The following is a 25,416-nucleotide window of genomic DNA, read 5'->3' on the forward strand; positions in this document are numbered from 1 at the left end:
GGCTCATATGCGAATCAGGTCCGCTCTGGCCGCGGCGGCGATCCTCACGCTCGCCGCCGCATGCGGCGGGGGAGGCGGCGGCGGGTCCTCCGCCGCTCCCGGCGAGCCGGTGAAGCTCAACTTCCTCAGCCTGGCCTGGCAGAAGGAGTCGGTCGCGGCGAACAAGCAGCTCGTCGCGGAGTGGAACAAGGCCAACCCGAACATCCAGGTCACCTACGTCCAGGGGAGCTGGGACAACGTCAACGACCAGCTCGTCACGCAGTTCGCCGGTGGCACCGCGCCCGACGTCATCCACAACGACTCGCCCGCGCTGTCCGGTTTCGCCAGCGACGGCTACCTGCTCGACCTGTCCGGCAAGCTGCCCGCCGAGCTGAAGAACGACATCCCGCAGACCGCCTGGGACACCGTGACCTTCGACGGGGGCCAGGGCGAGCAGGGCGTGTACGGGGTGCCGTTCCTGCAGGAGTCGCAGGTCCTCATCGCCGGCAGGAAGCTGCTCGACGCCTCCAAGGTACGCGTGCCGACCGTGGACGACCCCTGGACGTGGGACGAGTTCTCCGAGGCGGCCAGGAAGATGACCAAGGACGGCACGTACGGGGTCGCCTGGCCGATGAAGTCGCCGGTCAACAAGATCCTCAACCTGGCGCTCAACTTCGGCGGCACGTTCTTCCAGACGGCCGGCGGCAAGACCACGGTCAAGGTCGGCCCCGAGGAGCGCCAGGTGCTCCAGCGCATCCACGACCAGCTCTACAAGGACAAGTCGGCCGACCCGGCGGCGCTCGGGCAGGGCACCGCGGATCCGCTGCCCGCCTTCTACAAGGGCAAGTTCGCGCTCCTGCCCGCGGGCGTCTACCTGCGGCAGCAGGTGGTCGAGCAGGCCCCCGAGGGCTTCGAGTGGGTCACGCTGCCCGCGCCCGTGGGCACCAGCGCCCAGCAGGGCGCGGTCTCGCAGACGCTGTCGATCGCGCAGGAGAGCGAACACCCGGACGAGGCCATGAAGTTCATCGCCTTCTTCCTGAACGGCGCCAACCAGGCCAAGCTCGCCAAGGGCGACTGGCTGCTGCCCACCTCGCGGACGGCCGCCGCCGACCCGGCGATGACCACCGAGGAGAACGGCTGGAACGTGGCCACCGCCTCGGCCAAGAACCTCGTCGTCGCGCCGTTCCTCAAGGTGAACGGGTTCGACGAGTGGAAGACCAAGGTCGCCACGCCGGTCCTGCAGGAGTACCTCGCCAACAAGATCACCATTGATGAGGCCGCCACCCGGCTCGTCGAGGACGGGAACAAGGTGTTGGAGCGGTACCAGCGTTGACACATCCTGACAATGCACCTCGGGACGGCGCCCATCGGGACGGCGCCCATCGGGAGGGCGCCCATCGGGACAGGGCCCGGGGGTGCCTGCTGGGTCTCGCGGCCGGCGACGCGCTGGGCGCCCCGGCCGAGAACCTTTCGCCGGCGGAGATCCGGCGGCGGTGGGGGCGGCTCACCGAGATCGAGGGCGGAGGCACCGACGACACGGAGTACGCCATCTTCGCGGCGTCCCTGCTGGTGCGGCACGGGCACGCGCTGACCTCCGCCGACGTGGCGGCCGCCTACCGCACGCAGGTCATTCCGCGAATGACGGGGCCGATGCGTGGGGCCGGGTTCTCCGAGCTGGGCACCATCGAGGCCCTTCGGCGCGGGCTGGAGCCGCCGCTGACGGGACTGGTGCACGCGCACGGGTGGTCGGACGGCCTCGCCATGCGGGCCGCGTCCTACGGCGTCTTCTGTCCCGGGGATCCCGCCGAGGCGGCCCGGCTGGTGGAGCAGGACGGGCTGGTCAGCGGGTCCGGGGAGGGCATACTCGGCGGGCGGGCGGTCGCCGGCGCGGTGGCCGCCGCGATGGGCGGGGCCGCGGTGGACGACGTGGTGTCGGCCGCGCTGTCGGTGATCCCCGCGGACTCGTGGACGGCCCGCGACATCATCCGCGCCCGCGCGGCCGTCGCGGGTGCCGCGGTCGAGCCCGGTCCCACCGGGCAGGGCGCGGACGAGCTCCGTATGGTCGAGGCGTTGCACGAGGCCGTGGTCGTCAAGCACTATCCCTGGACCGACATCGCCCCCGAGGCCGTGGCGCTGGCGATGGCCGCGTTCCTGGTGGGCGGTGGTGACGTGGAGGCGGTGGTGACGTTCGGGGTGAGCCTGGGCAGGGACGCCGACACGATCGGGGCCATCGCCGGAGCCGTCGCCGGTGCCATGTGCGGCGAGCGGGGCGTGCCCGCCCGGTGGGCCGCCAGAATCGGACCGGTGAGCGGGAAGTGCCTGCCCGTCGTGGCCGGAAGACATGTGCTGGACGTCGCCGACGAACTGGCGGGAGGACGGTAGATCACGATGTCGGGGGACAGGATCAGGGGAGCCTTCGCCGGGCTCGCCATCGGTGACGCCGCGGGCTGGCCCGCCGCCCGCCACCGGGCGGCTCTGCACGCGCCCTGGAGCAGACGCCTGCACCGGGAGCTGGACGCGTTCGCCGAGGAGCACGGGGTCACGACGTTGCCCGTGCCGTTCGCGCTCAACCAGCCCACGGCACCGCTGCGGGTCGGCCCGTCCGACGACGCCGAGTGGCTCGCCTGGACGGCACTCACGATCACCCGCCCGCGCACCGAGGCGTTCAGAGCCCTCCTCACCGAACAACCGGCCGGAGCCGGCCGTCCTGCGGGCGGCCAGGCCGGAGCTGATCGTGCCGCGGGTGGCCAGGCCGGAGCCGAGCGTGCTGGGTTTGGGCGGGTTCGGGCGCGTATTTCGGTGGCTACCGCGTTGGACAATCTGGCCAAGGGGGTCGAGCCGCCCGCGTCCGGGCACGACAACCCGCACCATTTCGACGACGCCGCCGCCGTACGGGCGGTCGCGTTCGGCGTGCTGGGGCGCGATCCCACGCAGGACGCCCAGGTCACGAACGCCTACGACGGCCTGCTGGGCGCCCGCGCGATGGCCGCCGCCGTGGCCGAGGCCGTGGCCACGGGCTCCGTGGCGGGCGCGGTCGAGGCGGCGCTGGCCGTGCTGCCCGAGGACACCGCGATCGGGCACAACGCCCGCCGGGCGCTGGCCGTCACCAGGCGGGCGGGAGATCCGTTCGCGGCCGTGCCCGCGCTGGACGACGCCCTGGTGGACCACGTCTACAGCTACGGCGTCGGCGCCGCCCAGACCGTGCCCGTGGCGCTGGCGCTGGCCGAGGCGTCCGGCGGCGACCTGGGCCGGGCCGTGCCCGCGGCGGCATGCCTGGCATCGCTGGCCGATTCGGCGCCCGCGCTGGCCGGCGCGCTGGCAGGGGCGTGCGGCGGGTACGAGGCGATGCCGCAGGGCTGGATCGCGTCGAGCCGCACGCTGGCCGGATGCTGCCTGCCCGGCCTGGCGGGCCGGGATCTGATCGACATAGCGAACAATCTGACGGAGGAAAACGCATGACGCCGCTTGAAGACAAGGCCACTGGCTGCGTGGCGGGGGCGGCGGTCGGTGACGCGCTCGGCGGCGCCACCGAGGGCTGGACCCCCGAGCAGATCGTCGAGCGGTACGGCGGCCGCGTCGAGGGCATCGTGCCACCGTTCAACGAGGACTGGCGCAACGCCCGCCCGATCGCCCCCTACCACAAGGGCGACGGCCACATCACCGACGACACGTTGATGACGCACGCCCTCATCCGCGTGTACGAGAAGGTGAGCGGGCACCTCGACGCGTACGCGATGGCCGAGCACCTGGTGCCGGAGCTGATGAGCGAGCGGCGGTGGATCCCCGAGCTGGAGGCCGAGGCGCTGCCGCTGCAGCGGATCTTCCTGGCCGAGAAGTGGATCGTGGCCAGGCTGCACTACGCCCACGTGGACCCGCGCGAGGCCGGGGTCGGGAACATCGTGAACTGCGGCGCGGCCATGTACGTCGCCCCCGTCGGCATCGTGAACGCCGCCGACCCCGACGCCGCCTACGCCGAGGCCGCCGACCTGGCCGGGGCCCACCAGTCGAGCTACGGCCGCGAGGCAGCCGCGGTCATGGCCGCCGCCGTCGCCGAGGCCATGCGCCCGGAGGCCACCGCCGACTCCGTGGTCGCCGCGTGCCTGCGCCTGGCCAAGGACGGCACCAGGGCCGCGATCGAGGCGGTCTGCGAGGCGGCGGCGGGGCTGGGGCACTGGGACGGCTCGTTCGAGGCGCTGCGGGCGGGCGTCCGGCCCTTCGACACGGTCGCCGACACCTACCGCGACCAGGGGTTGGGGGCGCGGCGGCCGAGCCGGGTGCACAGCATCGAGGAGCTGCCGCTGGCGCTGGGATTCCTGGTGATCGCCAAGGGCGACTACCGCGAGACGGTGCTGGGCGGGGTCAACTACGGGCGCGACGCCGACTCGATCGCCTCCATGGGCGGGGCCATCGCGGGCGCGCTCGGCGGGCTGGCGTCCGTGCCGCGGGAGTGGGCCGAGCGGGTGGCCACGGCCAGCCGTACGGACCTGGTGGCGCCCGGGATCGCCATCGCCGGCGTGGCGCGCCGGGTGCACACCGACGACATGGCCCGGCGGCGTGCCCACGAGGCCGCCTTCGCGGGCCTCGTGCGCCGATGATCCGGCTCACCTGGGTCCAGCCCGAGGACCTCGTCGGCCACGAACTGCGCCAGGCCATGGAGGACGGCCGGGGCGGCCGGGAAGCCCGGGAAGGCGTCCGAGGCGCCCGGGAAGGCGGCCAGGGCGGCTGGGAAGGCGGCTGGGACAGCGGGGAGGGCGGCGCTCACGTGCGGGAGATCGCCGCCCGGTGGCACGCGGCGGGCGGGCACGACGCGCCGCCGCGCGCCGGGGCCTCGGCGCCCGGCGCCCGGCGGCTGCGCGGGCTGGCCGAGGAGTTGCTGGACGAGCTGGCCGCGATCCCGTCACCGCTGGCCGAGCCGTCGGAGCTGGCCGACATCATCGCCGCCTGCCCCTCCTGGCCCGGCCCGACCGGCGGCACACCCGCCACCCGCGACGCGCCCTCCGCCCCCCACACCGCGAAGGGTGCCGCATTTCGCGACGGTCGCCCGGCGGGCGAAAGGCACGCGGGTTCCGGGCCGGTGGATCCGGCGCGGGTGCTCGGGGCGTGGCTGGGGCGGGCGGCCGGGTGCGTGCTGGGCAAGCCCGTCGAGAAGATCCCCCGTACGGGCATCAGGGAGATCGCCGAGGCCACCGGCAACTGGCCGATCCGCGGCTGGTTCACCGCGAGCGGCCTGCCCGCCGGCGTCGCCGCCCGCTGGCCGTGGAACCGCCGCAGCGCCGTCAACTCCCTGGCCGAGAACATCGACGGCGTGCCCGAGGACGACGACCTCAACTACCCGCTGCTGGCCCTGTCCGCGCTGGAGCGCCACGGCCGCGGCTTCACCACCGACGACGTGGCCAGGCTGTGGCTGGAGGAGTTGCCCGCCGGCCGGACGTTCACCGCCGAGCGCGTGGCCTACCGCAATCTCCTGGACGGCGCCGAGCCCCCGGGGACGGCGACGTACCGCAACCCGTTCCGGGAGTGGATCGGCGCGATGATCAGGGCGGACGTGTACGGCTGGGTCAACCCCGGCGATCCGGCCACGGCGGCGGAGTTCGCCTGGCGCGACGCCCGCCTCACGCACACCGCGAACGGGATCTACGGGGCGATGTTCGCGGCGGCGATGTGCGCCGCCTCGTTGGTGGCGACCTCGGCGGCCGAGGTCGTACGGGCCGGGCTGTCCGTGGTGCCCGAGCGGTCGCGGCTGCACGAGGCGGTACGCCTGGCCGTCGCGGACGCCACCCGCGAGGACGACTTCGAGCGTGTCATCGACCTCCTGCACGAGCGCCATGGCACCCTGCACTGGGTGCACACGATCAACAACGCCGCCCTGGTCGCCGCCACCCTGGTGCACAGCGGGGGTGACTTCACCGCCACGATCGCGGGTGCGGTCGCCGGCGGCTGGGACACCGACTCGGCGGGCGCCACGGCCGGCTCGGTCGCGGGCGCGCTGAACGGCGGGGTCCCGGACCGCTGGCGCATGCGCAACAGCCTGGCCAGCAGCCTGACCGGGTTCGACGGGGTGGGCCTGGACGAGCTCGCGGCACGTACACAGGAGATGATGGGGTCATGATCTCGGTTTTCGGCAGCGCCAACATGGACCTCGTCGCGTATGTGTCCGAAGCCCCCCGGCGGGGCGAGACCGTCACGGGTCACCGGTTCCGCACCGTGCCCGGCGGCAAGGGGGCCAACCAGGCGATCGCCGCCGCGCGGGCCGGGGCCGAGGTGTCCTTCCTCGGGGCGGTGGGCGACGATGGCTTCGGCGCCGAGTTGCGGGCCACGCTGTCGGAGGCCGGAGTCGACGTACACTGCCTGCGCCAGGTGCCCGGGCCCACCGGCATCGCGCACATCGTGGTGGACGACACAGGCGGCAACTCGATCATCGTGGTCCCCGGCGCGAACGGCACCATCACCGGCCCCTCGGGCGACGACCTGGCCGCCATCGCCGGCTCGCAGATACTGCTGCTCCAGCTCGAACTGCCCATGGCGGCGGTCATGGCGGCGGCGGAGGCGGCCCGCGTCTCCGGCGTGCCCGCCATCCTCACCCCCGCCCCCGCCCAGCCCCTGCCGGACGAGCTGCTCGACGCGGTCGCCCTGATCGTCCCCAACGAGCACGAGGCCGCCGCCATCACCGGCGTCACCGGCCCGGAGGCCGCCATGGACGCGCTGCTCGAACGCGTCGAAGAGGCCGTGATCACGCTGGGCTCGGCGGGCGCCCTGTACGGGTCCCGGGAGGGGGAGCGGCTGCGGGTGCCCGCCCCGAAGGTGGACGCGGTGGACACGACGGCGGCCGGTGACACGTTCGTGGGGGCGCTGGCCGTGGCGCGGTCCGAGGGGTTCGGGATCGAGGAGGCGCTGCGCTTCGCCTCGGCGGCGGCCGGGCTGTCGGTGCAGCGCGAGGGCGCCAGCACCTCGATGCCCGCCCGTCTGGAGATCGAGGCCGCTCTCAGCGAATGAGCTCGGCGGGGTCGCCGGCCTGGTCACCATCGGCGGGCAGCCGGGCGGTGCGTGGGCGCCGTCATGATCACACCGTATAAAAGGTTCGGATGGTGACATTAGGGCAGATGAACGGCTATGACCAAGAAGCCCGAAGAGCTGCCTGAGGCGGTGGGGCGGGTCAACGGGGAGAGTGACGTCGTCGCCGAGCGTGCGGGTATCGAGACACCACGAACCCGCCGCCCGATCCCGGCCGACCCACCGGACGCCCTGGACGAGCCACAGCCGGAGGAAGTGCCCGAGGACGAGGAAGGGGACGTCATCCGCACCGACGTCGGCCCCACCGGCTGACAGCCGCCCCGGCAAGCCCGGCCGGCCCGACGCCGCCCGTCCGCACGACGAAGCGCTTGTGCGCCCGACGCCGCGTCCGTCCCCCCGACGCAGGCTAGATGCCGATGCGATGTCGGCGTCCACGAAGGCGGCGTCGTCCAGTCCGGCCGCCGCCGCCAGGGCCGCCAGGGCCGACTCCAGGACCGCCACCTCGTCCTCAGAACGCCGCTCCGCAGCCAGCCGGGCGGCCTGGATCTCGACCATCATGCGGACCTTGTACACGTCCGCGACGGCGGCCCGCCGCAACCGTGCGGTCCAGTCCTCGGCGGCCGGACCCGGTGGGGCGCGGCCCGGGACACCTCCGTCCTGACGGCCTCGGTCCACGCGGTCCTCGCCGCCGTCGACCGCGAGCCCGGCACGCCGTAGCATCGGCACGCCGTAAGCCCGGCACGCCGTAGGATCGATGGCGTGTTCGCGGCGGAGACGGTCCTGGGCGTGCTGGCAGCGCTGCGGGCGGCGGGATGCGAGGTCTGGATCGCCGGCGGCTGGGGGATCGACGCGCTCGTCGGCCGCGCCACCCGGGAGCACGGCGATCTCGACCTGCTGCATCGCGTGGAGCAGGAGCCCACGGTGATCGCCACGCTGGCGGCGGCCGGCTATACCGAGCGTGAAGGCGTCGTGCCGGGCCGTCCGGCCCGCTTCGTCATGGCCGACGCCCACGGCAACGAGCTCGACCTGCACCCGCTGCGGTTCGCCGCCGACGGGTCCGCGCTCCAGCGGCTCGATGACGCGGGCGGCGCGTTCTCCTACCCACCGCACGCCTTCACCACCGGCGTGATCGAAGGCGTGCGGGTGCCCTGCCTGTCGGTCGCCCAGCAGGTGGCCTTCCACCGGGGCTACCGGCCCAGGTCGCGCGACCTGCACGACATGGCGCGGCTACGCGAGGCGTTCGGGGTCGCCACTCACTTCTGAGCGGCGACCCCGTGGGCCAGGTGGGCGGCGCACTCGTCGCGGTAGGACAGCGCGCGGGCACGCAGGCGCTGGGGCTCGGCCAGCACGGCCCTGGAGACCGAGGGCAGGACCAGGTGCCGTACGGGCCCGAACAGGCGCGCCACGTCGGCCGGCGAGGCGCCCTGAGCACCCAGCCCCGGCGCGAGGACGGGCCCGTTGAGGTCGGCCAGCGAGTGCTCAAGCTCCGGGAGAGTGGCGCCCATGACCACCCCGACCGGCCCGAACGGCGTGTGGCCCGCGTTCGCGGCGGCGGCCCCGGCCAGCACCTGGCCGGCGACGGGCCGCTGCAGCCGGGCCGCCTCCGGATTGGAGGTGCGGGCCAGCACGAACACGCCCGCGTCGTTGGCCAGGGCCGAGGTGATCGCCCCTTCCAGCGACCCGAATCCCAGGTAGGGGCTCAAGGTCACGGCGTCCGCCGCCAGCGGGCTGCCCCGGTCGAGGTAGGCCTCGGCGTAGGCGGCCATCGTGCTGCCGATGTCGCCGCGCTTGATGTCGAGCAGCACCATCGCTCCGGCCTCGCGCAGGTCGGCGATGGTGCGCTCCAGGACGGCGACGCCGCGGCTGCCCCAGCGCTCGTAGAAGGCCGACTGCGGTTTGACCATGGCGGCCACGTCGTGCACCGCGTCCACGACCGTACGGCTGAAACGTTCCAGTGCGGCGGGCGAGTCGTCCAGTCCCCAGGCGCCCAACAGCGCCGGGCTCGGATCGATGCCCACACAGAGTGGTCCGCACTTGTCGAGCCTGGCTCTCAGGCGTGTCCCGAATGAGTCATTCATCTCAAGGGCCCCCTTACGACCGTACGCAGACTAGCTCCCGGAGGCCGGAGGCCGGAATGGTTCCTTCGCGGACGATATGGGACCGGGGCCGCCGTGGCCGAACAGGTGCCGGGCAGAGTCTTCCATGAGAGACCAGACGGGTAGATCAGCAGACATGTACGAGATCGCCCATCGGGTGCTGCTGCTACGTACCGATCCACCTAGGGATGTCGTGGTCACGATCGGTGTGCCTTACGAGGAGCCGACGGGCGAGTGGTCGTGCCCCTACCGGATCGACGGGCTCGACGGGTGGGAGCACGAGCGGAAGGTCACCGGGTTCGACTCGCTGGAGGCGGTCGACCTGGCGATGGTCATGGTGCGGGCGGCGCTGGCCGGCTCGCACGAGGCCAGGGAGGGTCTGCTGAGCTGGGACGAGATGCCGTCGGGACAGCGGGCGCGAACGGTCTACGTGACCATCGACCCAGCGCAAGATACCGCCTATGTCGCAATGAAACACGAAATTGTGCCAGGAGGGGCGGTTCGGCGGGTCGAAGCGGACGGTGTCCTGCTCGACTACGCGGACTCGGGGGAGCTCCTGGGCCTGGAACTGCTCAACGCCTCCACCGTGCTCCCGCCGGAGCTGCGCCTGTGAGGGGCGGGTGGAGGGCCACGAACACGCCACCGGGATGATCGGCCCCCGTGACCCCTCCTCGCATCGTGGCCACCGACCTTGACGGCACCCTCCTCACCTCCACCGGCACCATCACACCCCGTACCAGGAACGCGCTGCGCTCGGCCCGCGAGGCCGGCGCCGAGATCGTCTTCGTCACCGCCAGGGCCCCGCGCGGCGCCGGCCTGATCGCGGAGCCGGCGGGCGTCACGGGCACCGCGATCTGCAGCAACGGCGCCATCGTCTATGACCTGGCCACCGACGAGATCGTGCGCAGCCACCCGCTCGAACCCGCCGCGGCCAGGGAGGTCGCCGCCCTGCTCGCCGCGGCCCTGCCCGGGATCGGCCTGGCCGCCGAGACCGGCCGGAACGTGCTCGCCGAACCCGCCTACACCCGGCGGGTCAGCAGCGACCTGGCCTTCTACCGCGAGGTGAGCTCCGTCTTCGAGGCGGGCGAGCCCATCGTCAAGCTGCTGGTCCTGTCGAACGGGCACACGGCGGACGAGATGTTCACGGCCGCGGTGGCGGCGATCGAGGGGCAGACCGAGGTCACGCACTCCGGAGTCGACGGGATGCTGGAGATCAGCGCGCCCGGGGTGATCAAGGCGGGCGCGCTCGACTGGCTCTGCCAGGAAAGGGGGGTGACACCGGCGGAGGTGGTGGCCTTCGGCGACATGCCCAACGATGTGGCCGTGCTCGCCTTCGCGGGCGCGGGCTACGCCATGGCCAACGCCCACCACCTGGTGCTGGCGGCGACCGAGCACCGGACGCTCTCCAACGACGAGGACGGCGTGGCGGTGGTGCTGGAGCGTCTCTTCGGCTGAACCGTGGTGCCCGCCCGCCGAAGGAGGGCGGGCACGTACGGCCTCACGCGTCGTCGTCCGACACGCGCGAGGTGTCCTTGCACGTGCTGGGTGACTTGCTGAGCACCGGCAGCAGGCCGCCGCAGGTGCTGACGGGCAACGACACGGGCTCGACGATCTCGTCGTTGAAGATCGTCACGTTGCCGATGAGCGGGGCCGGACCCGGCGGCGCGGCGGGCTCGGCGGGTTCGGCCGGCTCAGGGGCCTCGGGGGGTTCAGGGGGCCCGGTGACGGCGTGTGCGGCGGCGCAGTGGAACAACGCGGCCGCGATCACGGCCAGCACCGTGGCCCCTCTCGCCCGCATCAGAAACCCCGGTCCCAGCGCGGCGGCGCTCCTCTCCGGCGATCCAGCGGGGTCAGGCGGCGGCGGCCCGTTCCGGATGCAGGTTCGCCGGCTGCTCGCTGCGGCCGGTGCCCTGGACGGGCCGGCCACCAGCCATGATCCGGTCGATGAGCGCCAGGGCCAGTGCCGAGACCACGAAGGTCAGGTGGATGAGTGTTTTCCATATCAACTCTCTGTCGGTGACGGCCGGTCGGGAGGCGTTGATGAAGATCTGGAGCAGGTGGATGGACGAGATGCCGATGATCGCCATGGCCAGCTTGACCTTGAGCACGTTGGCGTTGACGTGCGAAAGCCACTGGGGCTGGTCGGGATGCCCCTGGATGCGCAGCCGCGAGACGAACGTCTCGTAGCCGCCGATGATGACCATGATGAGCAGGTTGGAGATCATCACCACGTCCACCAGGCCGAGGACGATCAGCATGACCGTGGTCTCCGCCGGCGTGCCGCCGAACCCGAGCTGGACCAGGTGCAGCAACTCGACCATGAACCGCCACACGTAGACCACCTGGGCGACGATCAGCCCCAGGTAGAGCGGTGCCTGGATCCACCGGCTGAGGAACATGACGTAGCCGACACGCCCTTGCATCCTCCGTGGCCCGGCCGGCGTGTCGGCCACGGGGAGGTGTGCCAGCCGCACTAGGACGTCAGGACGTTGACGTGCTGGATCCAGGCCTCCACGTCCACGAGCGGCGGCTCGCCCGTGAGGGTGTCGAGGGTGATCGGTGGCGTGATGGCGGCCAGCGCCAGCAGGGCGATGGCGGTCAGGACGCGAGTCTTCAACGGGACTCCTTGCTGCTGCTTTCGGGGGACCTTCGTTGCGCTGTCGTGAACCGGGGGGCGGGCGGCGCGGCCACGCCGCCCGCGTGCGGGGGAGGGGTCAGGACTGCCGGCCGGTGGTGCCGGAGGAGGGCTGCCGGCTCAGGGCTGCAGGCAGCTCATGCCGGGCACCTCGGTCGGAACGCCCGGGCTGGCCGGATCGACGACCCCGCTCACGTCGGGCGCGGAGCTCGCCAGGCAGGTGATGACGCCGACGGGGTCCAGCACGGCGTGCGCGGCGGGGGCGGTGATCAGGATCAGTCCACCGGCGACGATCGCGGCGGCGGCGATCCGGCGGGGGATGGAACGCATGAAACCTCCTGGGTAATGGTAAAGAACGACCCACGACTAGCTACCCAGAGTAGTTGTCGCGTAACACTCTGTTGCCGGAAAAGATTCGGCGGTCCGCCGCCGTCCCTCGCCGGGTCTCAGGACTGCTGTCTGTCCTGCGCGGCCATCACGTCGTCGGCGTGCTCGAAGGCCCACTCGCCGAAGACGCCGATCGGGTGCAGGAGGGTGCGGCCCAGGTCGGTCAGCTCGTACTCGACGCGGGGCGGTGCCTCCGCGTACGTGCGGCGTGTCACCAGTCCGTTGAACTGCAGGCGGCGCAGCGTCTCCGTGAGCACCTTGGGGCTGATGCCGCCGATCTCCTCCCGCAACTGCCCGGGCCGGCGCGGGCCGTGGCGCAGCGACCAGACGACGACCGCGTTCCAGGTGTTGGAGATCAGGTCGAAGGCGAGCCTGGCCTGGCAGTCGGCGAGGAACAACGGGGGCCTCCGTTAGGCACCGAATGGTGTGGGACGGGATTTCTACCGTGTCCATGACAGTAATCCACCCGCGCGAAGACGGAGGACGGACATGCGCATCGGGATCTTGGGCGCCGGCGGGATGGCGGACGCACTGGGCACGCAGTGGGCCAGGGCGGGCCACGAGGTGCTGATCAGCGGCCGGGACCTGGCCAGGACCACCGCACAGGCGGTGAAGATGACCGCCCAGGCCGCGGCGGCGAACGCCTGGGACGACACGGCGGCCGCACAGGCGGCCCGGGGCGGCGCACGGGATGAGCCGGCGGAGGCGCGGGCAGAGCAGGTCGGGGTGCGGGGCGGGACCTGGGTGGAGGCGGCCGAGTTCGGGGAGGTCGTGATGGTGGCCGTCCGGCAGGCCGGGGTCGCCGACGTGCTGCGGGCCGCCGGCGCGGCGACGCGTGGCAAGCCCGTGATCGACGTGAGCAACTCCGAGGGGCCCGGTGTCTATGACCCCACCCGGCCCCTGGCCGGGTTGATCCGCGAGCTCACCGGAGGTCACGTGGTGAAGGCGTTCAACCTGTGTCACGTGGACGTGTGGCGGATGACGCCGCCGGTGTTCGACGGCCGTCCGCTGGCGGTGCCGCTGTGCGGCGACGACCCGGCCGCCCTGTCAGCCGTCGGTACGCTGGTCACCGACCTCGGGTGCACCCCCGTGCACGGCGGCGGGCTCGACCGGGCGATGCTGCTGGAGGCGACGGCGGCCTTCATGATCGGCCTGTGGTTCGGTGGCGCCGACGCCCAGGCCGTCCTGCCGCCCCTGGCCCGATCGGGGGCGCACGACCCGATGTGAGTCTGCCGGGTCCCGGTCCACCGGGGTAGGCACCGGCCCCGGCGTGCGCCTCCCGGATTAGGCGGGTGGCGCCGGGCGTACGACCCGCGGGGTAGCGGGGATGACGACGGCCAGTGGATGCCGTCCGCGGGCCACGGCAAGATCCTGGAGTCCTTCCCCCGAGATCGAAGGAGATGTCCAGTGGTAAGCCAGGTCGCCGGGCGCAGCGGGTACATGACCGCGTTCAAGGCCGTCACCGTGCTCAACGCGGTGTCCGTGCTCCTCCAGGCCGTCACGGCCGGGCAGATGATGAGCGGGGGAGGAGCCGGGCCGCACGGCATCGGGGCGGGTGCCGTGCACGTGCTCGGCCTGGTGCTCGTCGTGGTCGCCGTGCTCATGTGGCGGCCCGGACGCGGCGCCGGCTGGCCGGCCCTGGCCAGTCTGGCGGTGCTGCTGCTCGGCTTCGTCCAGTCCGCTATCGGCGGCTCCGGGGTGGTGGCCGTGCACGTGCCGCTCGGGATGGCGATCTTCGGGCTCAGCGTGTGGCTCCTCGTCTGGTCCTGGCGCCGCTGACCCACGGGCGCCCGCCGCGGCCCGGGTGGAGGGCTATGACGGGTGCCTGGCCAGGTGGTCGGCGTGGCGGATGGGGTCGGGGAGGCGGTAGCGGGAGGTCAGGCGCAGCACCTGCGCCGCGGCGGTGTCCAGGGAGATGCGGTGGCCTTGGGAGACGTACACCGGCTTGACGTGGGGTCGGGTGCGCAGCGCCCGACCGACCGTGGCGCCCCCGTGCACGATCGGCGTCCAGTCGCCGCGCTCCGGCCCCGGCGTCTCATGCGTGCCGACGAACGGCGTCTTGCCCACCCCCAGCGCCGGCAGCCCGGTCAGTACGCCCAGGTGGCACGCCAGGCCGAACCCGCGCGGGTGCGCCAGCCCGTACCCGTCGCAGACCAGCAGGTCGGGCGTCACCGTGAGCCGTTCGAGCGCCTCCACCAGCGCGGGCAGCTCGCGGAAGGCGAACAGGCCCGGCACGTACGGGAACGCCGCCCGCCCGTGCGCCACCACCTGCTCCACCGGCTCCAGCGTGTCCCCGTCGAGCACCACCACGGCGGCCGTCAGCGAGTCGTCGCCGTGGTAGTGCACGTCCAGGCCCGCCACCAGCGTGAAGGTGCCGGGCCCGGTCAGCTCGACGCGTCCGCGGAGCCGGTCCTGGACGGCCTCCGCCTCGGCGACATCGGTGGGCCAGGGGTGAAGTCGTTCAACATGCACGGGGCTACGGTATGTCCCTTTCATGGAGGATGCTCACAGCGTCCGGCGGGGGGCGGGGCTCTGTAATGTCAGGGCTCATGAGTGAGGTCCTCGTGGTCGCCGGTCCCGGCGTCGTCGCCGATCCCGGGCTGCTGGCCGAGGTGGCCGAGCGGGAGTTCGCCGCGCTCGGCGTGCGCGGAGAGCTCGTGCACGCCCGCGACCCGGCCCACCTGCGGTCCCTGGTCATCGGCGGGACGGTCGTGCTCCCGGGTCCCTCGGCCGAGGCGCGCGACCTCATCGGGCGGCCGCTCGGGCCGGTGGTCTGGGTGGACATCGAGCGCGCCGACGGGGTGACGACCGGGGAAGGGGCCACCCACCTGCACGGTCGCGGCGTCGGCGGGCTGGCCTGGGGCATCCGGCACGCCGTGCACCGGACGCGGCACCCGTCCCGGCGCGTGTCGTACGGGCCGTCGCCGGAGCAATGGGGCGATCTGTACGTGCCGGCGGGCGCGGCGCACGCACCCGTCGTGGCGCTGGTCCACGGCGGCTACTGGCGCTCGATCTGGGCGGCCGACATCATGGAGCCGCTCTGCGCCGACCTGCTCGGCCGCGGCCTGGCGGTGTGGAACCTCGAATACCGCCGCCCCGACCTGCACGGCTGGCACGCGACCACCACCGACGTGGCCGCCGGCCTGGCCGCCCTCGCCACACCGGCCCTCCAGGACGCGGCCACCGGTGGAGAAGCGGCCCCTGGCGGGGGAGCGGGTGCCTTCGGCGGGGACTCCCCACTGGACCTGCGCCGGGTCGTCGTCGCCGGGCACTCGGCCGGGGCGCAGCTCGCGTTGCGGGCGGTGGCCGACGGGGCGCGGGTGGCGCTGGCCGTGTCGCTGGCGGGCGTGCTCGATCTCGTCGAGGGCGACCGCCGATGGGTCAGCTCCGGCGCCGTCGCCGCCGCCCTCGGCCGCCGCTCCACACAGGAGGCCGACCCGGGCGAGGAGACCGCCGGGGTGTACGCCGGCGCGTCGCCGCTGCTCCGGTTGCCGCTCGGGCGTCGCCAGCTCATCGTGCAGGGTGCCGCCGACGACCTGGACCTGGTCGACTTCAGCCGCCGTTACGCGAGAGCGGCGCAGGAGGCCGGTGATGACGCGGAATATCTGGAGATGCCCGGTGACCACTTCGCCGTCATCACCCCCTCCGCCCCGATCTGGCAGGCCACGGCTCGGGCCATCACCGCCGCCCTGACGTAGTGGACTTCGCGCCCGCCCCGCCGTACCAATGGAAGAATGGAGGTCACGATCGTCGGCGCGGGCCTGGTCGGCTGCCTGCTCGCCTGCTTCCTGGCCCGCCGCGGCCACCGCGTCACCCTGTACGAACGCCGCCCCGACCCCCGCGAGCAGGGCCCCGACCGCGGCAGATCGATCAACCTGGCCATCTCCGAGCGCGGCATCGACGCCCTGCGCCGCCTCGGCCTTGACACCAAGGTGCTGCGGGCCGCCCTCCCCATGCCGGGCCGGATGATGCACGCCCCCGACGGCACCCTGACCTTCCAGCCGTACAGTGCCGACCGCCGCCACGCGATCAACTCCATCGGCCGCGCCGAGCTCAACAGGGAGCTGCTGGACGCCGCGACGGCGCTTCCCGGCGTCGAGGTGCTGTTCGGGCACCGGCTGACCGCGCTGGACGAGCGCACCGGGCGGCTGGAGTTCGCGGGCGGGCGGGAGCGTACCGCCCAGGTGGTGATCGGGGCGGACGGCGCGTACAGCGCGGTCAGGGCCAGGCTGCAGCAACTGCCCGGGGTGAGCTTCAGCCAGGACTACCTGGACTACGGCTACAAGGAGCTGTCGATCGCACCCCGGAACGGCCGCTTCGCCATGGATCCCGGGGCGCTGCACATCTGGCCGCGCGGCCGTTCCATGATGATCGCCCTGCCGAACGCCGACCGCTCCTTCACCTGCACCCTGTTCTGGCCGCATGAGAGCCTGGCCGCGCTGGACAGCCCACGGCGGATCGAGGACTACTTCGCCGAGCACTATCCGGACGCGCTCCAGCTCATGCCGGACCTGGTCGCCGCCTACCGCGACAACCCGGTCGGCCATCTGGTCACCATGCGCTGCTCGCCCTGGCACATCACCACCGGGGCCACCACGATCGGGCTCGTCGGCGACGCCGCGCACGCCATCGTGCCCTTCTACGGCCAGGGCGCCAACTGCGGCTTCGAGGACTGCGTCGAGCTGGACCGCTGCCTGGACGAGGCCAAGGACGACTTCCCCAGGGCGCTGGAGCTGTTCGAGCGCCGCAAGGCGGACACCGACGTGATCGCCCGGCTGGCGCTGGACAACTTCGTGGAGATGCGCGACAAGGTCGGCTCCAGGATGTTCCTGGCGGGCAAGCGGGTCGAGCACGCGCTGGAGCGGGTGGTGCCGGGCTACGTCTCCCGCTACGAGCTGATCTCCTTCTCGACCACCCCGTACGCCGAGGTCGAGCGCCGCGTCACCCGCCAGCGCCGGGCCACGGCGGGCGCCGGCGCGGCACTGCTGGCCCTCATGTACGCGGCGCGCCGTGCGGTCCGCCCCCGCCCCCGCGACTGACGCGCCTGTTGGCGACGACCTTGGCGAAGCGGGCGGCCACCTCGCGCCAGATCGGCGTCGAGACCGGCTCGTCGGCCAGCGCCCGAGCGTAGACCTCGTCGGGGTCGAACCCGTCGGCCTGCCACGCGCGGATGCGCTCCGGCACCACCTCGGGATGGAACTGCACGCCCCAGGCCCGCTCGCCCACCCGGAACGCCTGGTAAGGACACCTGCCGGTCTCCGCCAGGTGAACGGCGCCGGCGGGCAGCCTGGTGATCGCGTCCTTGTGGTGCTCGACGGCGGGCACCACCCGGGGCAGGCCCCGGAACAGCGGGTCGCGGGCCGCCTCCGGCCGGATCGTGACCGGGACGCTGCCGTTCTCCGGCGCGCCCACATCGCCGGTCACCTCGCCCCCGGCGACCTCGGCCAGCAACTGCCCGCCCAGGCAGACGCCGAAGAAGGGCACCCCGTCGGCCAGCGCGTGTCCCGCCAGCCGCCGTACGTCGCGCAGCCACGGCGCCCGGTCGTCCTCGCTCGGCAGGTAGCCGCCACCCAGCATGATCAGGGCGCGGTGCGCCAGCCGGTCGGGCAGCGGCGCGCCCTCGTGCGCGAGCACCACGTCCAGCTCCAGCCCGGCCTCCGCCAGCCAGTCACCCAGCCGGCCGGGGCCGCCGCTCTTGCTGTTCTGCACGATCAGGACGTCACCCATCGCAGCCTTTCGCCAGGGTCACAGTAGGTCCGCGGACGATCAGGGCAGCTCCGCGGGTCTCGACAGGTTCGCAGTGGGTCACGGCAGGTTCGCCGCCCTGGCGGTGTGGCGCAGCAGCAGCGCGGTCGTCACCGGGCCGACCCCGCCGGGCACCGGGGTGAGCGCCCCGGCCACGCCCGCGACGGCGTCGAAGTCGACGTCGCCGCTCAGCCCGCCCTCGTCGGTGGGATTGGTGCCGACGTCGATCACCACCGCCCCCGGCGCCACGTGATCGGCGCCGATCAGCCCCGCCCTGCCCACCGCCGCGACCAGCACCTCGGCTCCGGCGGTCACCGAGGCGAGGTCGCGGGTACGCGAGTGGCAGACGGTGACCGTGGCGTGCCGGTCGAGCAGCAGGTGCGCCACCGGCTTGCCGACCACGGTCGAGCGGCCGACCACCACGGCCCGCCGACCGGCCAGCTCCACCTCGTAGTGGTCGAGCAGCGCCAGCACGGCCGCCGCCGTCGCGGGCGGGAACGCGGGCAGCCCGGCCGCCAGCCGGCCGAGCGACAGCGGGTTGGCGCCGTCGACGTCCTTGCGCGGGTCGATGGCCGCGGCCAGCCGCTGCGCCGAGGCGCCCTCGGGCAGCGGCGTCTGCAGCATCACGCCGTGCACCTGGGCGTCGGCGCTGAGCCTGGACAGCGTCTCGCCGATCTGCTCGGCCGTGGCCCGCGGGCCGAGGTCGACCACGTCGCAGTCGATGCCCACGCCGGCCGCGGCCTTGGCGATCGAGCGCACGTACCACAGACTCGCCTCGTCGGCGGTGGCCACCACCACGGCCAGCCGCGGCTGCGGGCCCGCCGCCGCCTCGGTCTCGGTCTGCGCCCTGATGGCGGCGGCCAGGTCCTTGCCGGTCAGAGTCTTCACGGGTTGATCTCCTCGCGTACCTCGGCGGTGACCCTCTCTGCCCTGGCGACGGCCGCGTCCACGCCCGCGACGCGGATGTTCAGCCGTTCGCGTACCGGCTCGCTCCTGATGCCTCCCAGGTTGACCTCGACGTTCACCCTGGCCGTGGTGAGGGCCGCGCGGGCGGCCTCCGCGGCGGCGGCCACGTCGGTGACGACGTTGCGGTTGGCGATCGGCAGCAGCGACTCGCACAGCTCGATCACCCGCGTGGCGGTCTCGACCACCCGGGCGGGCGGCTCGGCCGCCCCCGCCAGCGCCTCGGCGATGGCGGCGCCGCGCTCCTCGCCCTTGGGCAGCCGGTAGGCCGTGGTGACCGCGGTGAACGCGGCCGCGTCCTCCTCGGCCAGCCGCAGTGCCCGGGCCCGCAGCGTGTCGGTCTCGCCGATCACGGCGACGACGGTCTCGGCGTGCGCGGCGTACTTCTCCCCGGTGGTGTAGCGGGCGACCATGCCGAGCAGCGCGGCGGCCTGCGCCGCATGCAGGGCGGCCGTCGCGCCGCCCCCTGGCGCGGGCACCTTGTCGGCCAGTTCGGCCAGGAAATCGACGATCCTCGAGTCGCGCATGCCCGCATTCTGCCAGGCCAGGCGGCGCTCATTCGCGGCGCATCGGCCGCGTGATGTCGTTGGGATCCCTGTCCGGCAGGAACGGCGACGGCTCGGAACCGTACGCCGGCCCCGGGTCGTACGACGGCGAGTAGAGCTCGCGTTCGCGCCCGCCCCGCCACCGGGACGGGAACAGCGAGGTCATCAGCAGTGTCACCCCGATGAACAGCAGCCAGCCCGAGTAGGCCACCGTCTGGAAGCCCACCATGAGGACGCCGGGCAGCCACCCGTCCTCCGGCAGGAGCCGCGTGCCGAGCATCTCCAGCAGCGCCATGAGGCCCAGCGCGGTGAAGCCCAGCCCGCCGAGGAGGGAGGCGATGGGTGACAGGCGCGAACCGGCCAGGAAGGCGAGCACGATCGCCGACACCACGATCACGCCCAGCCCGAGCCAGGAGAACGTGAACGCCGCACCTCGCTGGAACTGGAACTCGCCGACGCCGTAGCACAGCCCGGCGGCGATCAGGGGAGGGATCAGCAGCCCCGCGACCACTCCCAGAACGTGACGGGCAGCATTTGACATGACTCATTCCCCGTTTGTTCGATTAATGCCAACCTACCCCAGTGGGATCCGTCCCCGCGGATGGTCCTGGAATCGGGTCAGGCGCCGGTACGAGCGCCGCCCCTTCGTTCCCGGCACGGCCTCACAGGCCTTTCTGAGAACTCGCTGTGAAGCCCTTTCTGGGTCTTTGCGGCGCTCCCGGCCGGGGGGCATCGTGGGCCGCATGAGATCCGCGATCCTGAAGACCGCACTCAGCGCATTAGTCGTGGTCCTGCTCGGCAGCGTGCCTGCCCAGGCCGCATCCAAGCCCGACACGTTCCCGCTGCCCAACGGGTTCCAGCCGGAGGGGATAGCGATCGGTCCGGGGCCGTTCGCCTACTTCGGTTCCCGGCTGACCGGGGACATCTACCGGGCCGACCTGCGTACCGGGAAGGGGACCGTCTTCAGCGAGGGGCCCGGCACGCCCTCGCTCGGGGTCAAGACGGACGGGCGGCGGCTGTTCGTGGCCGGGGGCACGGGGGGCGACGCCCGGGTGATCGACCTGCGTACCGGGGCGGTGCTCAAGACGTACACGCTGGCCACCGGGACCTCGTTCGTCAACGACGTCATCCTCGTCGGTGACGCCGCCTATTTCACCGACTCCGCCAACCCGGTCCTGTACAAGCTGGAGCTCGGCCGCAAGGGCTCGCTGCCCGCCGAGGCCGTCAAGATCCCGCTCAGCGGCGACATCCAGTACACCACCGGCAACAACGCCAACGGCATCGCCCCCAGCCCGGACCGCCGGTCGTTGCTGGTCGTCCAGTCCAACACCGGCAAGCTGTTCGAGGTCGACCCGTCCTCCGGCGTCGCCACCGAGGTGGACCTGGGCGGCGAGCCGCTGACCAACGGCGACGGCCTGCTGCTGTCCGGCCGCACCCTGTACGCCGTGCAGAACCGGCTGAACACGATCGCCGTGATCGGCCTGGCCCGCGACGGCGGATCAGGCAAGATCGTGCGGCGCCTGACCGACCCCCGGTTCGACGTCCCCACGACGGTCGCCGCCTACGGCCACCGCCTCTACCTGCCCAACGCGCGCTTCACCACCCCGCCGACCCCGGACACCGCCTACTCCGTGGTCGCGATCAAGTCCTGACCCCGGCTCCGCCGCCCCGGCACCCGCGCCGGGGCGGCCCCGCCGGCTCTATGGCGCCGGGCGCAGCGCCGCGAGCCGCTCCTCGAACGGTACGAGCTCCTCCTCGGCCTTGGGACCCGGCTCGCGGCCGCGCAGCAGCCCGGCCAGCTCCTCGGCGGCGCGGGCGATGCGCTCGCCCAGTCCGTCGGTGAAGGCGTCACCCCCGCCGCCCCAGTCCTCCGCCGCCGCGTAGACGGCGGTCGGCACCACGATGGCGCGCAGGTAGGCGAACAGCGGGCGCAACGCGTGCTCCAGCGCCAGCGAGTGCCTGGGCGTGCCGCCGGTGGCGGCCAGCAGGACGGGCCTGCCCGCCAGCGCGGTGTTGTCGATCACGTCGAAGAACGACTTGAACAGGCCGCTGTAGGAGCCGCTGAAGATCGGCGTGACCGCGATGAGGCCGTCGGCCTCCGCCACCGCCTCGATCTCCGCGCGCAGCCTGGCGTTGGGGAAGCCGGTGACGAAGTTGTTGGCGATGTCCACGGCCAGCTCGCGCAGCTCGACCACATGGACGTCCGCCTCCTCCGTCACCCGCCGGGTCACCGCCTCGGTCAGGCGGTCGGCCAGCAGGCGAGTGGCGGAGGGCTGCGTCAGGCCGGCCGTGACGACGACGAGCTTCATGGGCGGGATCTCCTTCCGCGGTTCGTACGTGGTCAGGCGCTCACGGACCCGGCCGCGAGCAGCGAGGCGTGGGTCGGCGCGCCGGGCACCTCGGCCGGCCGGTCCTTGGCGAACTCCTCCCGCAGCACCGGCACGACCTCCTCACCGAGCAGGTCGAGCTGCTCCAGCACGGTCTTGAGCGGCAGCCCCGCGTGGTCCATCAGGAAGAGCTGGCGCTGGTAGTCGCCGAAGTACTCGCGGAACTCGAGGGTCCGGTCGATGACCTGCTGCGGGCTGCCCACGGTGAGCGGGGTCTCCGCGGTGAACTCCTCCAGGGAGGGGCCGTGGCCGTACACGGGGGCGTTGTCGAAGTACGGACGGAACTCGCGTACCGCGTCCTGGGAGTTCTTCCGCATGAACACCTGCCCGCCGAGGCCCACGATGGCCTGCTCGGGCGTGCCGTGGCCGTAGTGCGCGAAGCGCTGCCGGTAGAGGCTGATCAGGCGCATGAAGTGCTCCTTCGGCCAGAAGATGTTGTTGGCGAAGAAGCCGTCACCGTAGTAGGCGGCCTGCTCGGCGATCTCCGGGCTGCGGATGGAGCCGTGCCAGACGAACGGCGGCACCCCGTCCAGCGGGCGCGGCGTCGAGGTGAACCCCTGCAGCGGCGTGCGGAAGCGGCCCTCCCAGTCGACGACGTCCTCGCGCCACAGCCGGTGCAGCAGCGCGTAGTTCTCGATGGCGAGCGGGACGCCCTGCCTGATGTCCTGGCCGAACCAGGGATAGACCGGCCCGGTGTTGCCCCGGCCCAGCATGACGTCCACCCGGCCGTCGGCCAGGTGCTGCAGCATGGCGAAGTCCTCGGCGATCTTCACCGGGTCGCTGGTGGTGATGAGCGTGGTGGCGGTGGACAGCGTCAGCCGCTCGGTCCTGGCCGCGATGTAGCCGAGCAGGGTGGTCGGCGAGGACGGCACGAACGGCGGGTTGTGATGCTCGCCCGTGGCGAACACGTCCAGCCCGACCTCTTCGGCCTTGAGCGCGATGGCCACCATCGCCTTGATCCGCTCGTGCTCGGTCGGCGTCCTGCCCGTGGTGGGGTCCGTCGTGACGTCGCCCACACTGAAGATCCCGAACTGCACTTTAGTCACCATCCATGACTGTTGAATCTTTGACGGCTACCGTAGCGCCAGCGCGTACCCGGTTATTCCATCATGGTCAGCTCCGGTGGGCCCGGGCCCGGAACGCCGCCGCCTTGGCCCGGTTGCCGCACCCGCGCATGTCGCACCAGCGTCGCGTGCGCCGGTGCGAGGTGTCGAGGTAGAGCCGGGTGCAGGGGTCCGCCTCGCACTCCCTGATCAGCGCGGCCCGCGGGCCGCCGAGCAGCTCCGCGGCGGCCCGCGCGGCGCTGGAGAGCGCGGCCCGCACGTCGCCGCCGCGCTCCAGCCCTTCCTCGCCGAGCAGGACGCTCGCGAGTGGGCGCCGGGCGGCCTCGTTGAGCAGGTGCCGGTCGGCCGCCTCGAACGCCGACCCGGTGCGGGCCGCCGAGGCCAGCCGGTAGATCGCCTCGCGTAGCGCCACCGCCTCGGCGAGGTCGTCGTCGCCGGCGGCGGGCGGCGCGTCGAGGAGCTCGGCGGCGACCGTCCAGCGGGCCAGGTCCTCCGGGGTGGCCAGCATGTCGAAGCGCGCGCCCCGCCGGTGGCCGACGGTCCCGGCCAGGTCGAGCCCGAGGTTCCCGCTGACGAAGATGAAGTCCACGAGCCCACGGTAACCGGATTGACAAGTTACTTGGGGCACCGCCAAGGTAAGTAACCGCCAAATCAGGTTATTTCGTGAAATGGGGGCTTTCGTGGCCATCTCCAGCGTCGATAGCGGCATCCACCGGCGCGGGCCCCAGCACCGCTGGGTCGTCCTGGCCGTGGGCGTCGGGGCGCAGGGCAGCTTCTCGGCGATGTTCTCCGGCATTCCGGTCACCGGGATCGCGATGCGCTCCGGCTACCACCTGTCCACCGGCACGCTCGGCCTGGTGCTGGCCTGCCTGGGGCTGGGCGTGGCCGCCTCGGACATCGTCTGGGGACTGCTCACGGACCGGTACGGCGACCGGCGCATCCTGCTCACCGGCCTGACCGCCACCGGCGCCCTCCTGGCCCTGATGGCCACGGCCGTCACCCCGGCCGACGGCGCCGGGGTCGCGCTGCTGGCCATGTGCCTGCTGCTCGCCGGGGCCCTGGGCGGCAGCGTCAACGGGGCCTCCGGCCGGGCGATCCTGACCTGGTTCGCCGACGGGGAACGCGGCCTGGCCATGAGCATCCGCCAGACGGCCATCCCGGCGGGCGGCGCGGTCGGCGTCGCCCTGCTGCCCTGGCTCGCCGACACGTACGGCTTCCGCGCGGTCTACGCGGCCCCCGCCGCCTTCTGCCTGCTGGCCGCGGCGGCAACCTGGCGCTGGCTGCACGAGCCCCCGCCCCGCCCCCGGTCGCCCGAGCCGGCATCGCCACGCGTCGCGCCGGGGAACACGCGCTCCCCGTTGCGGCGCTGGGACGTCTGGCGGCTGGCCCTGTCCAGCGCCCTGCTGACCGTCCCCCAGTTCGCCGTCCTGTCCTTCACCGCCATCTTCCTGCACGACGTGAAAGGCGGGCACACGGCCCTGGCCAGCGTCACGGTCCTGATCGCCCAGGTCGGCGGCGGGGCGGCCCGCATCTGGACCGGGAGGCGCACCGACCGGGGCGGCGACCGCCGCACCCACCTGCGCGCCATCGGCGTGCTCACCGGGGTCGCCATGGCGGCCGCGGCCGTGCTCACCGGTGCTCCCACCCCGATCACGGTCGCCGCCCTCGCGCTCGGCGGCCTGCTGGCCAACTCCTGGCACGGGGTCGCGTACACGGAGATCGCCGAGATGGCGGGCCCGGGCCGGGCCGGCACCGCGCTGGGCCTGCTCGGTACCACGCTCTTCGGCGTCGGCTGCCTCACCCCGCTGCTCATCCCGATCGCACTGGCGCTCACCTCCTGGCAGGCGGTGTGGGCACTCACCGCGGCCGCGTCACTGCTGGCCGTGCCGCTGTCCCCCCGGCCGCTCAGAGCCCGTTGACGCCGGCGGGCCCGAAGACCCACTTGGGCGCGCCCGCCCGGCTCCGAAGAGGATCACTCATGTGCGCTCGCCCCGATCGTCTCCAGGAGCTCCCCGTCCAGGGGATAGGGCCGCTCGGCGGGCAGCAACGCGCTCACGTCCGCCTGGCGGCGGACCGCCGTGTGCAACTCGCGCACCCGGTCCGTGACGTCGGTGATCCCGAGGGTCCAGTCCTCGACGTAACGCGGGACCGCCTCCCCGGACAGCCCGATCTGGATCGACCGGTGCGGCAGCGCCTCGTGCCGCACCCCGCGCTCCGGGTCCCACTGAATGCGGACCGGGCTGCGGTGCAGCCGCTCGGCCCACCCCGGGCGCCGGTCGTCATGGCTCAGGCACGAGTGCGCGAGCGCCCACGCGAACCCCTCCCGGCTCAGCTCGATCGCCAGCACCCTCTCCTGCCCGGGCTTGGTCGCGTAGCCGCACCGGTACATCATCCACAGGAACGACGGCTTGATCCACGTCATCCGCTCCCGCTTGAACGGCGGTACGAAGCGCCGCGCGGCGACGGCGGGCGCCGCGATGGCGGCGTGGTAGGCCTGGTAGACGGTGATCGACCGCTCGGTGTAGGTGGCTCGGATCTGCCGGTAGGGCACGTTCATGCCGACCAGCCTGGCGAGGGGCCCGACCGGGCGGCAACCGGTTTACC

General features: G+C 73.0%; 31 protein-coding genes. 16 read left to right on the top strand and 15 right to left on the bottom strand.

The window, feature by feature from the left end; translation table 11 throughout:
* The first annotated feature begins 7 nt into the window (after nucleotides 1-7).
* From ABGB18_RS14940 to ABGB18_RS14975, 8 genes are all read left to right on the top strand, one after another.
* Nucleotides 8-1,312 carry a sugar ABC transporter substrate-binding protein gene (locus tag ABGB18_RS14940; RefSeq protein ID WP_347696073.1) on the top strand — a complete coding sequence of 435 codons (1,305 nt, stop codon included), beginning with the start codon at nucleotides 8-10 and terminating at the stop codon, nucleotides 1,310-1,312.
* Entirely contained in the window at nucleotides 1,309-2,361 is a 1,053-nt protein-coding gene (locus ABGB18_RS14945) for an ADP-ribosylglycohydrolase family protein (RefSeq protein WP_347696074.1), read from the top strand. Before ABGB18_RS14940 ends, ABGB18_RS14945 begins: the two co-directional genes overlap by 4 nt.
* A gap of 6 nt (nucleotides 2,362-2,367) precedes the next feature.
* Nucleotides 2,368-3,438 (top strand): ADP-ribosylglycohydrolase family protein, encoded by a 1,071-nt coding sequence (locus tag ABGB18_RS14950; protein WP_347696075.1) that lies wholly within the window; start codon nucleotides 2,368-2,370, stop codon nucleotides 3,436-3,438.
* Nucleotides 3,435-4,574, top strand: a complete 1,140-nt coding sequence (locus ABGB18_RS14955) for an ADP-ribosylglycohydrolase family protein (protein WP_347696076.1) — start codon at nucleotides 3,435-3,437, stop codon at nucleotides 4,572-4,574. The genes ABGB18_RS14950 and ABGB18_RS14955 overlap by 4 nt, the downstream gene beginning before the upstream one ends.
* Complete coding sequence (locus tag ABGB18_RS14960) at nucleotides 4,571-6,088, top strand: ADP-ribosylglycohydrolase family protein (protein WP_347696077.1); 1,518 nt, start codon at nucleotides 4,571-4,573, stop codon at nucleotides 6,086-6,088. Before ABGB18_RS14955 ends, ABGB18_RS14960 begins: the two co-directional genes overlap by 4 nt.
* The gene (gene rbsK / locus ABGB18_RS14965) at nucleotides 6,085-6,972 is read left to right on the top strand and encodes a ribokinase (RefSeq protein WP_347696078.1); all 888 of its coding nucleotides are present in this window, start codon (nucleotides 6,085-6,087) and stop codon (nucleotides 6,970-6,972) included. The genes ABGB18_RS14960 and rbsK overlap by 4 nt, the downstream gene beginning before the upstream one ends.
* A 117-nt stretch (nucleotides 6,973-7,089) precedes the next feature.
* Nucleotides 7,090-7,302, top strand: a complete 213-nt coding sequence (locus tag ABGB18_RS14970) for a hypothetical protein (protein ID WP_347696079.1) — start codon at nucleotides 7,090-7,092, stop codon at nucleotides 7,300-7,302.
* A gap of 447 nt (nucleotides 7,303-7,749) precedes the next feature.
* On the top strand, nucleotides 7,750-8,253 hold the full coding sequence (locus ABGB18_RS14975; protein WP_347696080.1) for a hypothetical protein: 504 nt from the start codon (nucleotides 7,750-7,752) through the stop codon (nucleotides 8,251-8,253).
* Here the strand turns inward: ABGB18_RS14975 and pyrF are convergent.
* The gene (pyrF, locus tag ABGB18_RS14980) at nucleotides 8,244-9,068 is read right to left on the bottom strand and encodes an orotidine-5'-phosphate decarboxylase (RefSeq protein WP_347696081.1); all 825 of its coding nucleotides are present in this window, start codon (nucleotides 9,066-9,068) and stop codon (nucleotides 8,244-8,246) included. The two genes, ABGB18_RS14975 and pyrF, sit on opposite strands and share 10 nt — an antisense overlap.
* Before the next feature lie 154 nt (nucleotides 9,069-9,222).
* On the opposite strand from pyrF, the gene ABGB18_RS14985 reads away from it, so the two are divergent.
* On the top strand, nucleotides 9,223-9,699 hold the full coding sequence (locus ABGB18_RS14985) for a DUF2283 domain-containing protein (RefSeq protein WP_347696082.1): 477 nt from the start codon (nucleotides 9,223-9,225) through the stop codon (nucleotides 9,697-9,699).
* Nucleotides 9,700-9,746: 47 nt separating this feature from the next.
* On the top strand, nucleotides 9,747-10,541 hold the full coding sequence (locus tag ABGB18_RS14990) for a Cof-type HAD-IIB family hydrolase (RefSeq protein WP_347696083.1): 795 nt from the start codon (nucleotides 9,747-9,749) through the stop codon (nucleotides 10,539-10,541).
* Nucleotides 10,542-10,584: 43 nt separating this feature from the next.
* On the opposite strand, the gene ABGB18_RS14995 is transcribed toward ABGB18_RS14990, so the two are convergent.
* The 5 genes from ABGB18_RS14995 to ABGB18_RS15015 all read right to left on the bottom strand — a co-directional run bounded on the left by ABGB18_RS14995 (nucleotide 10,585) and on the right by ABGB18_RS15015 (nucleotide 12,506).
* Nucleotides 10,585-10,884 (bottom strand): hypothetical protein, encoded by a 300-nt coding sequence (locus ABGB18_RS14995; protein WP_347696084.1) that lies wholly within the window; start codon nucleotides 10,882-10,884, stop codon nucleotides 10,585-10,587.
* A gap of 52 nt (nucleotides 10,885-10,936) precedes the next feature.
* The gene (locus tag ABGB18_RS15000; RefSeq protein WP_347696085.1) at nucleotides 10,937-11,509 is read right to left on the bottom strand and encodes a TIGR00645 family protein; all 573 of its coding nucleotides are present in this window, start codon (nucleotides 11,507-11,509) and stop codon (nucleotides 10,937-10,939) included.
* Nucleotides 11,510-11,559: 50 nt separating this feature from the next.
* Nucleotides 11,560-11,703 carry a hypothetical protein gene (locus ABGB18_RS15005; RefSeq protein ID WP_347696086.1) on the bottom strand — a complete coding sequence of 48 codons (144 nt, stop codon included), beginning with the start codon at nucleotides 11,701-11,703 and terminating at the stop codon, nucleotides 11,560-11,562.
* Nucleotides 11,704-11,841: 138 nt separating this feature from the next.
* Nucleotides 11,842-12,051, bottom strand: a complete 210-nt coding sequence (locus ABGB18_RS15010) for a hypothetical protein (RefSeq protein ID WP_347696087.1) — start codon at nucleotides 12,049-12,051, stop codon at nucleotides 11,842-11,844.
* 116 nt (nucleotides 12,052-12,167) lie between these two features.
* Complete coding sequence (locus tag ABGB18_RS15015) at nucleotides 12,168-12,506, bottom strand: helix-turn-helix domain-containing protein (RefSeq protein WP_347696088.1); 339 nt, start codon at nucleotides 12,504-12,506, stop codon at nucleotides 12,168-12,170.
* A gap of 91 nt (nucleotides 12,507-12,597) precedes the next feature.
* On the opposite strand from ABGB18_RS15015, the gene ABGB18_RS15020 reads away from it, so the two are divergent.
* Nucleotides 12,598-13,335: an NAD(P)-binding domain-containing protein gene (locus tag ABGB18_RS15020; protein ID WP_347696089.1), complete on the top strand. Its 738-nt coding sequence runs from the start codon at nucleotides 12,598-12,600 to the stop codon at nucleotides 13,333-13,335.
* Between the two features lie 180 nt (nucleotides 13,336-13,515).
* Complete coding sequence (locus ABGB18_RS15025) at nucleotides 13,516-13,887, top strand: hypothetical protein (protein WP_347696090.1); 372 nt, start codon at nucleotides 13,516-13,518, stop codon at nucleotides 13,885-13,887.
* A 33-nt stretch (nucleotides 13,888-13,920) separates the two neighbouring features.
* On the opposite strand, the gene ABGB18_RS15030 is transcribed toward ABGB18_RS15025, so the two are convergent.
* Entirely contained in the window at nucleotides 13,921-14,580 is a 660-nt protein-coding gene (locus ABGB18_RS15030; protein ID WP_347696091.1) for an endonuclease V, read from the bottom strand.
* Between the two features lie 77 nt (nucleotides 14,581-14,657).
* Here ABGB18_RS15030 and ABGB18_RS15035 point away from each other — a divergent pair, with 77 nt between their 5' ends.
* Together ABGB18_RS15035 and ABGB18_RS15040 are read left to right on the top strand one after the other, a co-directional pair.
* Entirely contained in the window at nucleotides 14,658-15,806 is a 1,149-nt protein-coding gene (locus tag ABGB18_RS15035) for an alpha/beta hydrolase (RefSeq protein ID WP_347696092.1), read from the top strand.
* Nucleotides 15,807-15,842: 36 nt separating this feature from the next.
* Nucleotides 15,843-17,147 carry an NAD(P)/FAD-dependent oxidoreductase gene (locus ABGB18_RS15040; RefSeq protein WP_347696093.1) on the top strand — a complete coding sequence of 435 codons (1,305 nt, stop codon included), beginning with the start codon at nucleotides 15,843-15,845 and terminating at the stop codon, nucleotides 17,145-17,147.
* Here ABGB18_RS15040 and ABGB18_RS15045 read toward each other — a convergent pair.
* The 4 genes from ABGB18_RS15045 to ABGB18_RS15060 form a co-directional block, all read right to left on the bottom strand.
* The gene (locus ABGB18_RS15045) at nucleotides 17,101-17,835 is read right to left on the bottom strand and encodes a type 1 glutamine amidotransferase (protein WP_347696094.1); all 735 of its coding nucleotides are present in this window, start codon (nucleotides 17,833-17,835) and stop codon (nucleotides 17,101-17,103) included. The two genes, ABGB18_RS15040 and ABGB18_RS15045, sit on opposite strands and share 47 nt — an antisense overlap.
* 78 nt (nucleotides 17,836-17,913) lie before the next feature.
* Nucleotides 17,914-18,741 carry a bifunctional 5,10-methylenetetrahydrofolate dehydrogenase/5,10-methenyltetrahydrofolate cyclohydrolase gene (locus tag ABGB18_RS15050; RefSeq protein ID WP_347696095.1) on the bottom strand — a complete coding sequence of 276 codons (828 nt, stop codon included), beginning with the start codon at nucleotides 18,739-18,741 and terminating at the stop codon, nucleotides 17,914-17,916.
* A complete protein-coding gene (locus ABGB18_RS15055) occupies nucleotides 18,738-19,343 on the bottom strand; it encodes a cyclodeaminase/cyclohydrolase family protein (RefSeq protein WP_347696096.1) in 606 nt (201 codons plus the stop codon). The genes ABGB18_RS15050 and ABGB18_RS15055 overlap by 4 nt, the downstream gene beginning before the upstream one ends.
* Before the next feature lie 28 nt (nucleotides 19,344-19,371).
* Entirely contained in the window at nucleotides 19,372-19,902 is a 531-nt protein-coding gene (locus ABGB18_RS15060; protein ID WP_347696097.1) for a hypothetical protein, read from the bottom strand.
* Between the two features lie 202 nt (nucleotides 19,903-20,104).
* Here ABGB18_RS15060 and ABGB18_RS15065 point away from each other — a divergent pair, with 202 nt between their 5' ends.
* Nucleotides 20,105-21,013 (top strand): superoxide dismutase, encoded by a 909-nt coding sequence (locus ABGB18_RS15065; protein WP_347696098.1) that lies wholly within the window; start codon nucleotides 20,105-20,107, stop codon nucleotides 21,011-21,013.
* A 48-nt stretch (nucleotides 21,014-21,061) separates the two neighbouring features.
* Here ABGB18_RS15065 and ABGB18_RS15070 read toward each other — a convergent pair whose 3' ends face one another.
* From ABGB18_RS15070 to ABGB18_RS15080, 3 genes are all read right to left on the bottom strand, one after another.
* Complete coding sequence (locus ABGB18_RS15070; RefSeq protein ID WP_347696099.1) at nucleotides 21,062-21,670, bottom strand: FMN reductase; 609 nt, start codon at nucleotides 21,668-21,670, stop codon at nucleotides 21,062-21,064.
* Nucleotides 21,671-21,702: 32 nt separating this feature from the next.
* Nucleotides 21,703-22,785 carry an LLM class flavin-dependent oxidoreductase gene (locus ABGB18_RS15075; protein ID WP_347696100.1) on the bottom strand — a complete coding sequence of 361 codons (1,083 nt, stop codon included), beginning with the start codon at nucleotides 22,783-22,785 and terminating at the stop codon, nucleotides 21,703-21,705.
* Between the two features lie 76 nt (nucleotides 22,786-22,861).
* A complete protein-coding gene (locus tag ABGB18_RS15080; RefSeq protein WP_347696101.1) occupies nucleotides 22,862-23,401 on the bottom strand; it encodes an ABATE domain-containing protein in 540 nt (179 codons plus the stop codon).
* 91 nt (nucleotides 23,402-23,492) lie between these two features.
* Here ABGB18_RS15080 and ABGB18_RS15085 point away from each other — a divergent pair, with 91 nt between their 5' ends.
* Nucleotides 23,493-24,731 carry an MFS transporter gene (locus ABGB18_RS15085; protein ID WP_347696102.1) on the top strand — a complete coding sequence of 413 codons (1,239 nt, stop codon included), beginning with the start codon at nucleotides 23,493-23,495 and terminating at the stop codon, nucleotides 24,729-24,731.
* A 53-nt stretch (nucleotides 24,732-24,784) separates the two neighbouring features.
* Here the strand turns inward: ABGB18_RS15085 and ABGB18_RS15090 are convergent, their stop codons facing one another.
* A complete protein-coding gene (locus tag ABGB18_RS15090; protein WP_347696103.1) occupies nucleotides 24,785-25,369 on the bottom strand; it encodes a DUF4291 domain-containing protein in 585 nt (194 codons plus the stop codon).
* Nucleotides 25,370-25,416 lie beyond the last annotated feature (47 nt).

The organism is Nonomuraea sp. B12E4 (genome assembly GCF_039871825.1).
Classification (GTDB): Bacteria; Actinomycetota; Actinomycetes; order Streptosporangiales; family Streptosporangiaceae; genus Nonomuraea.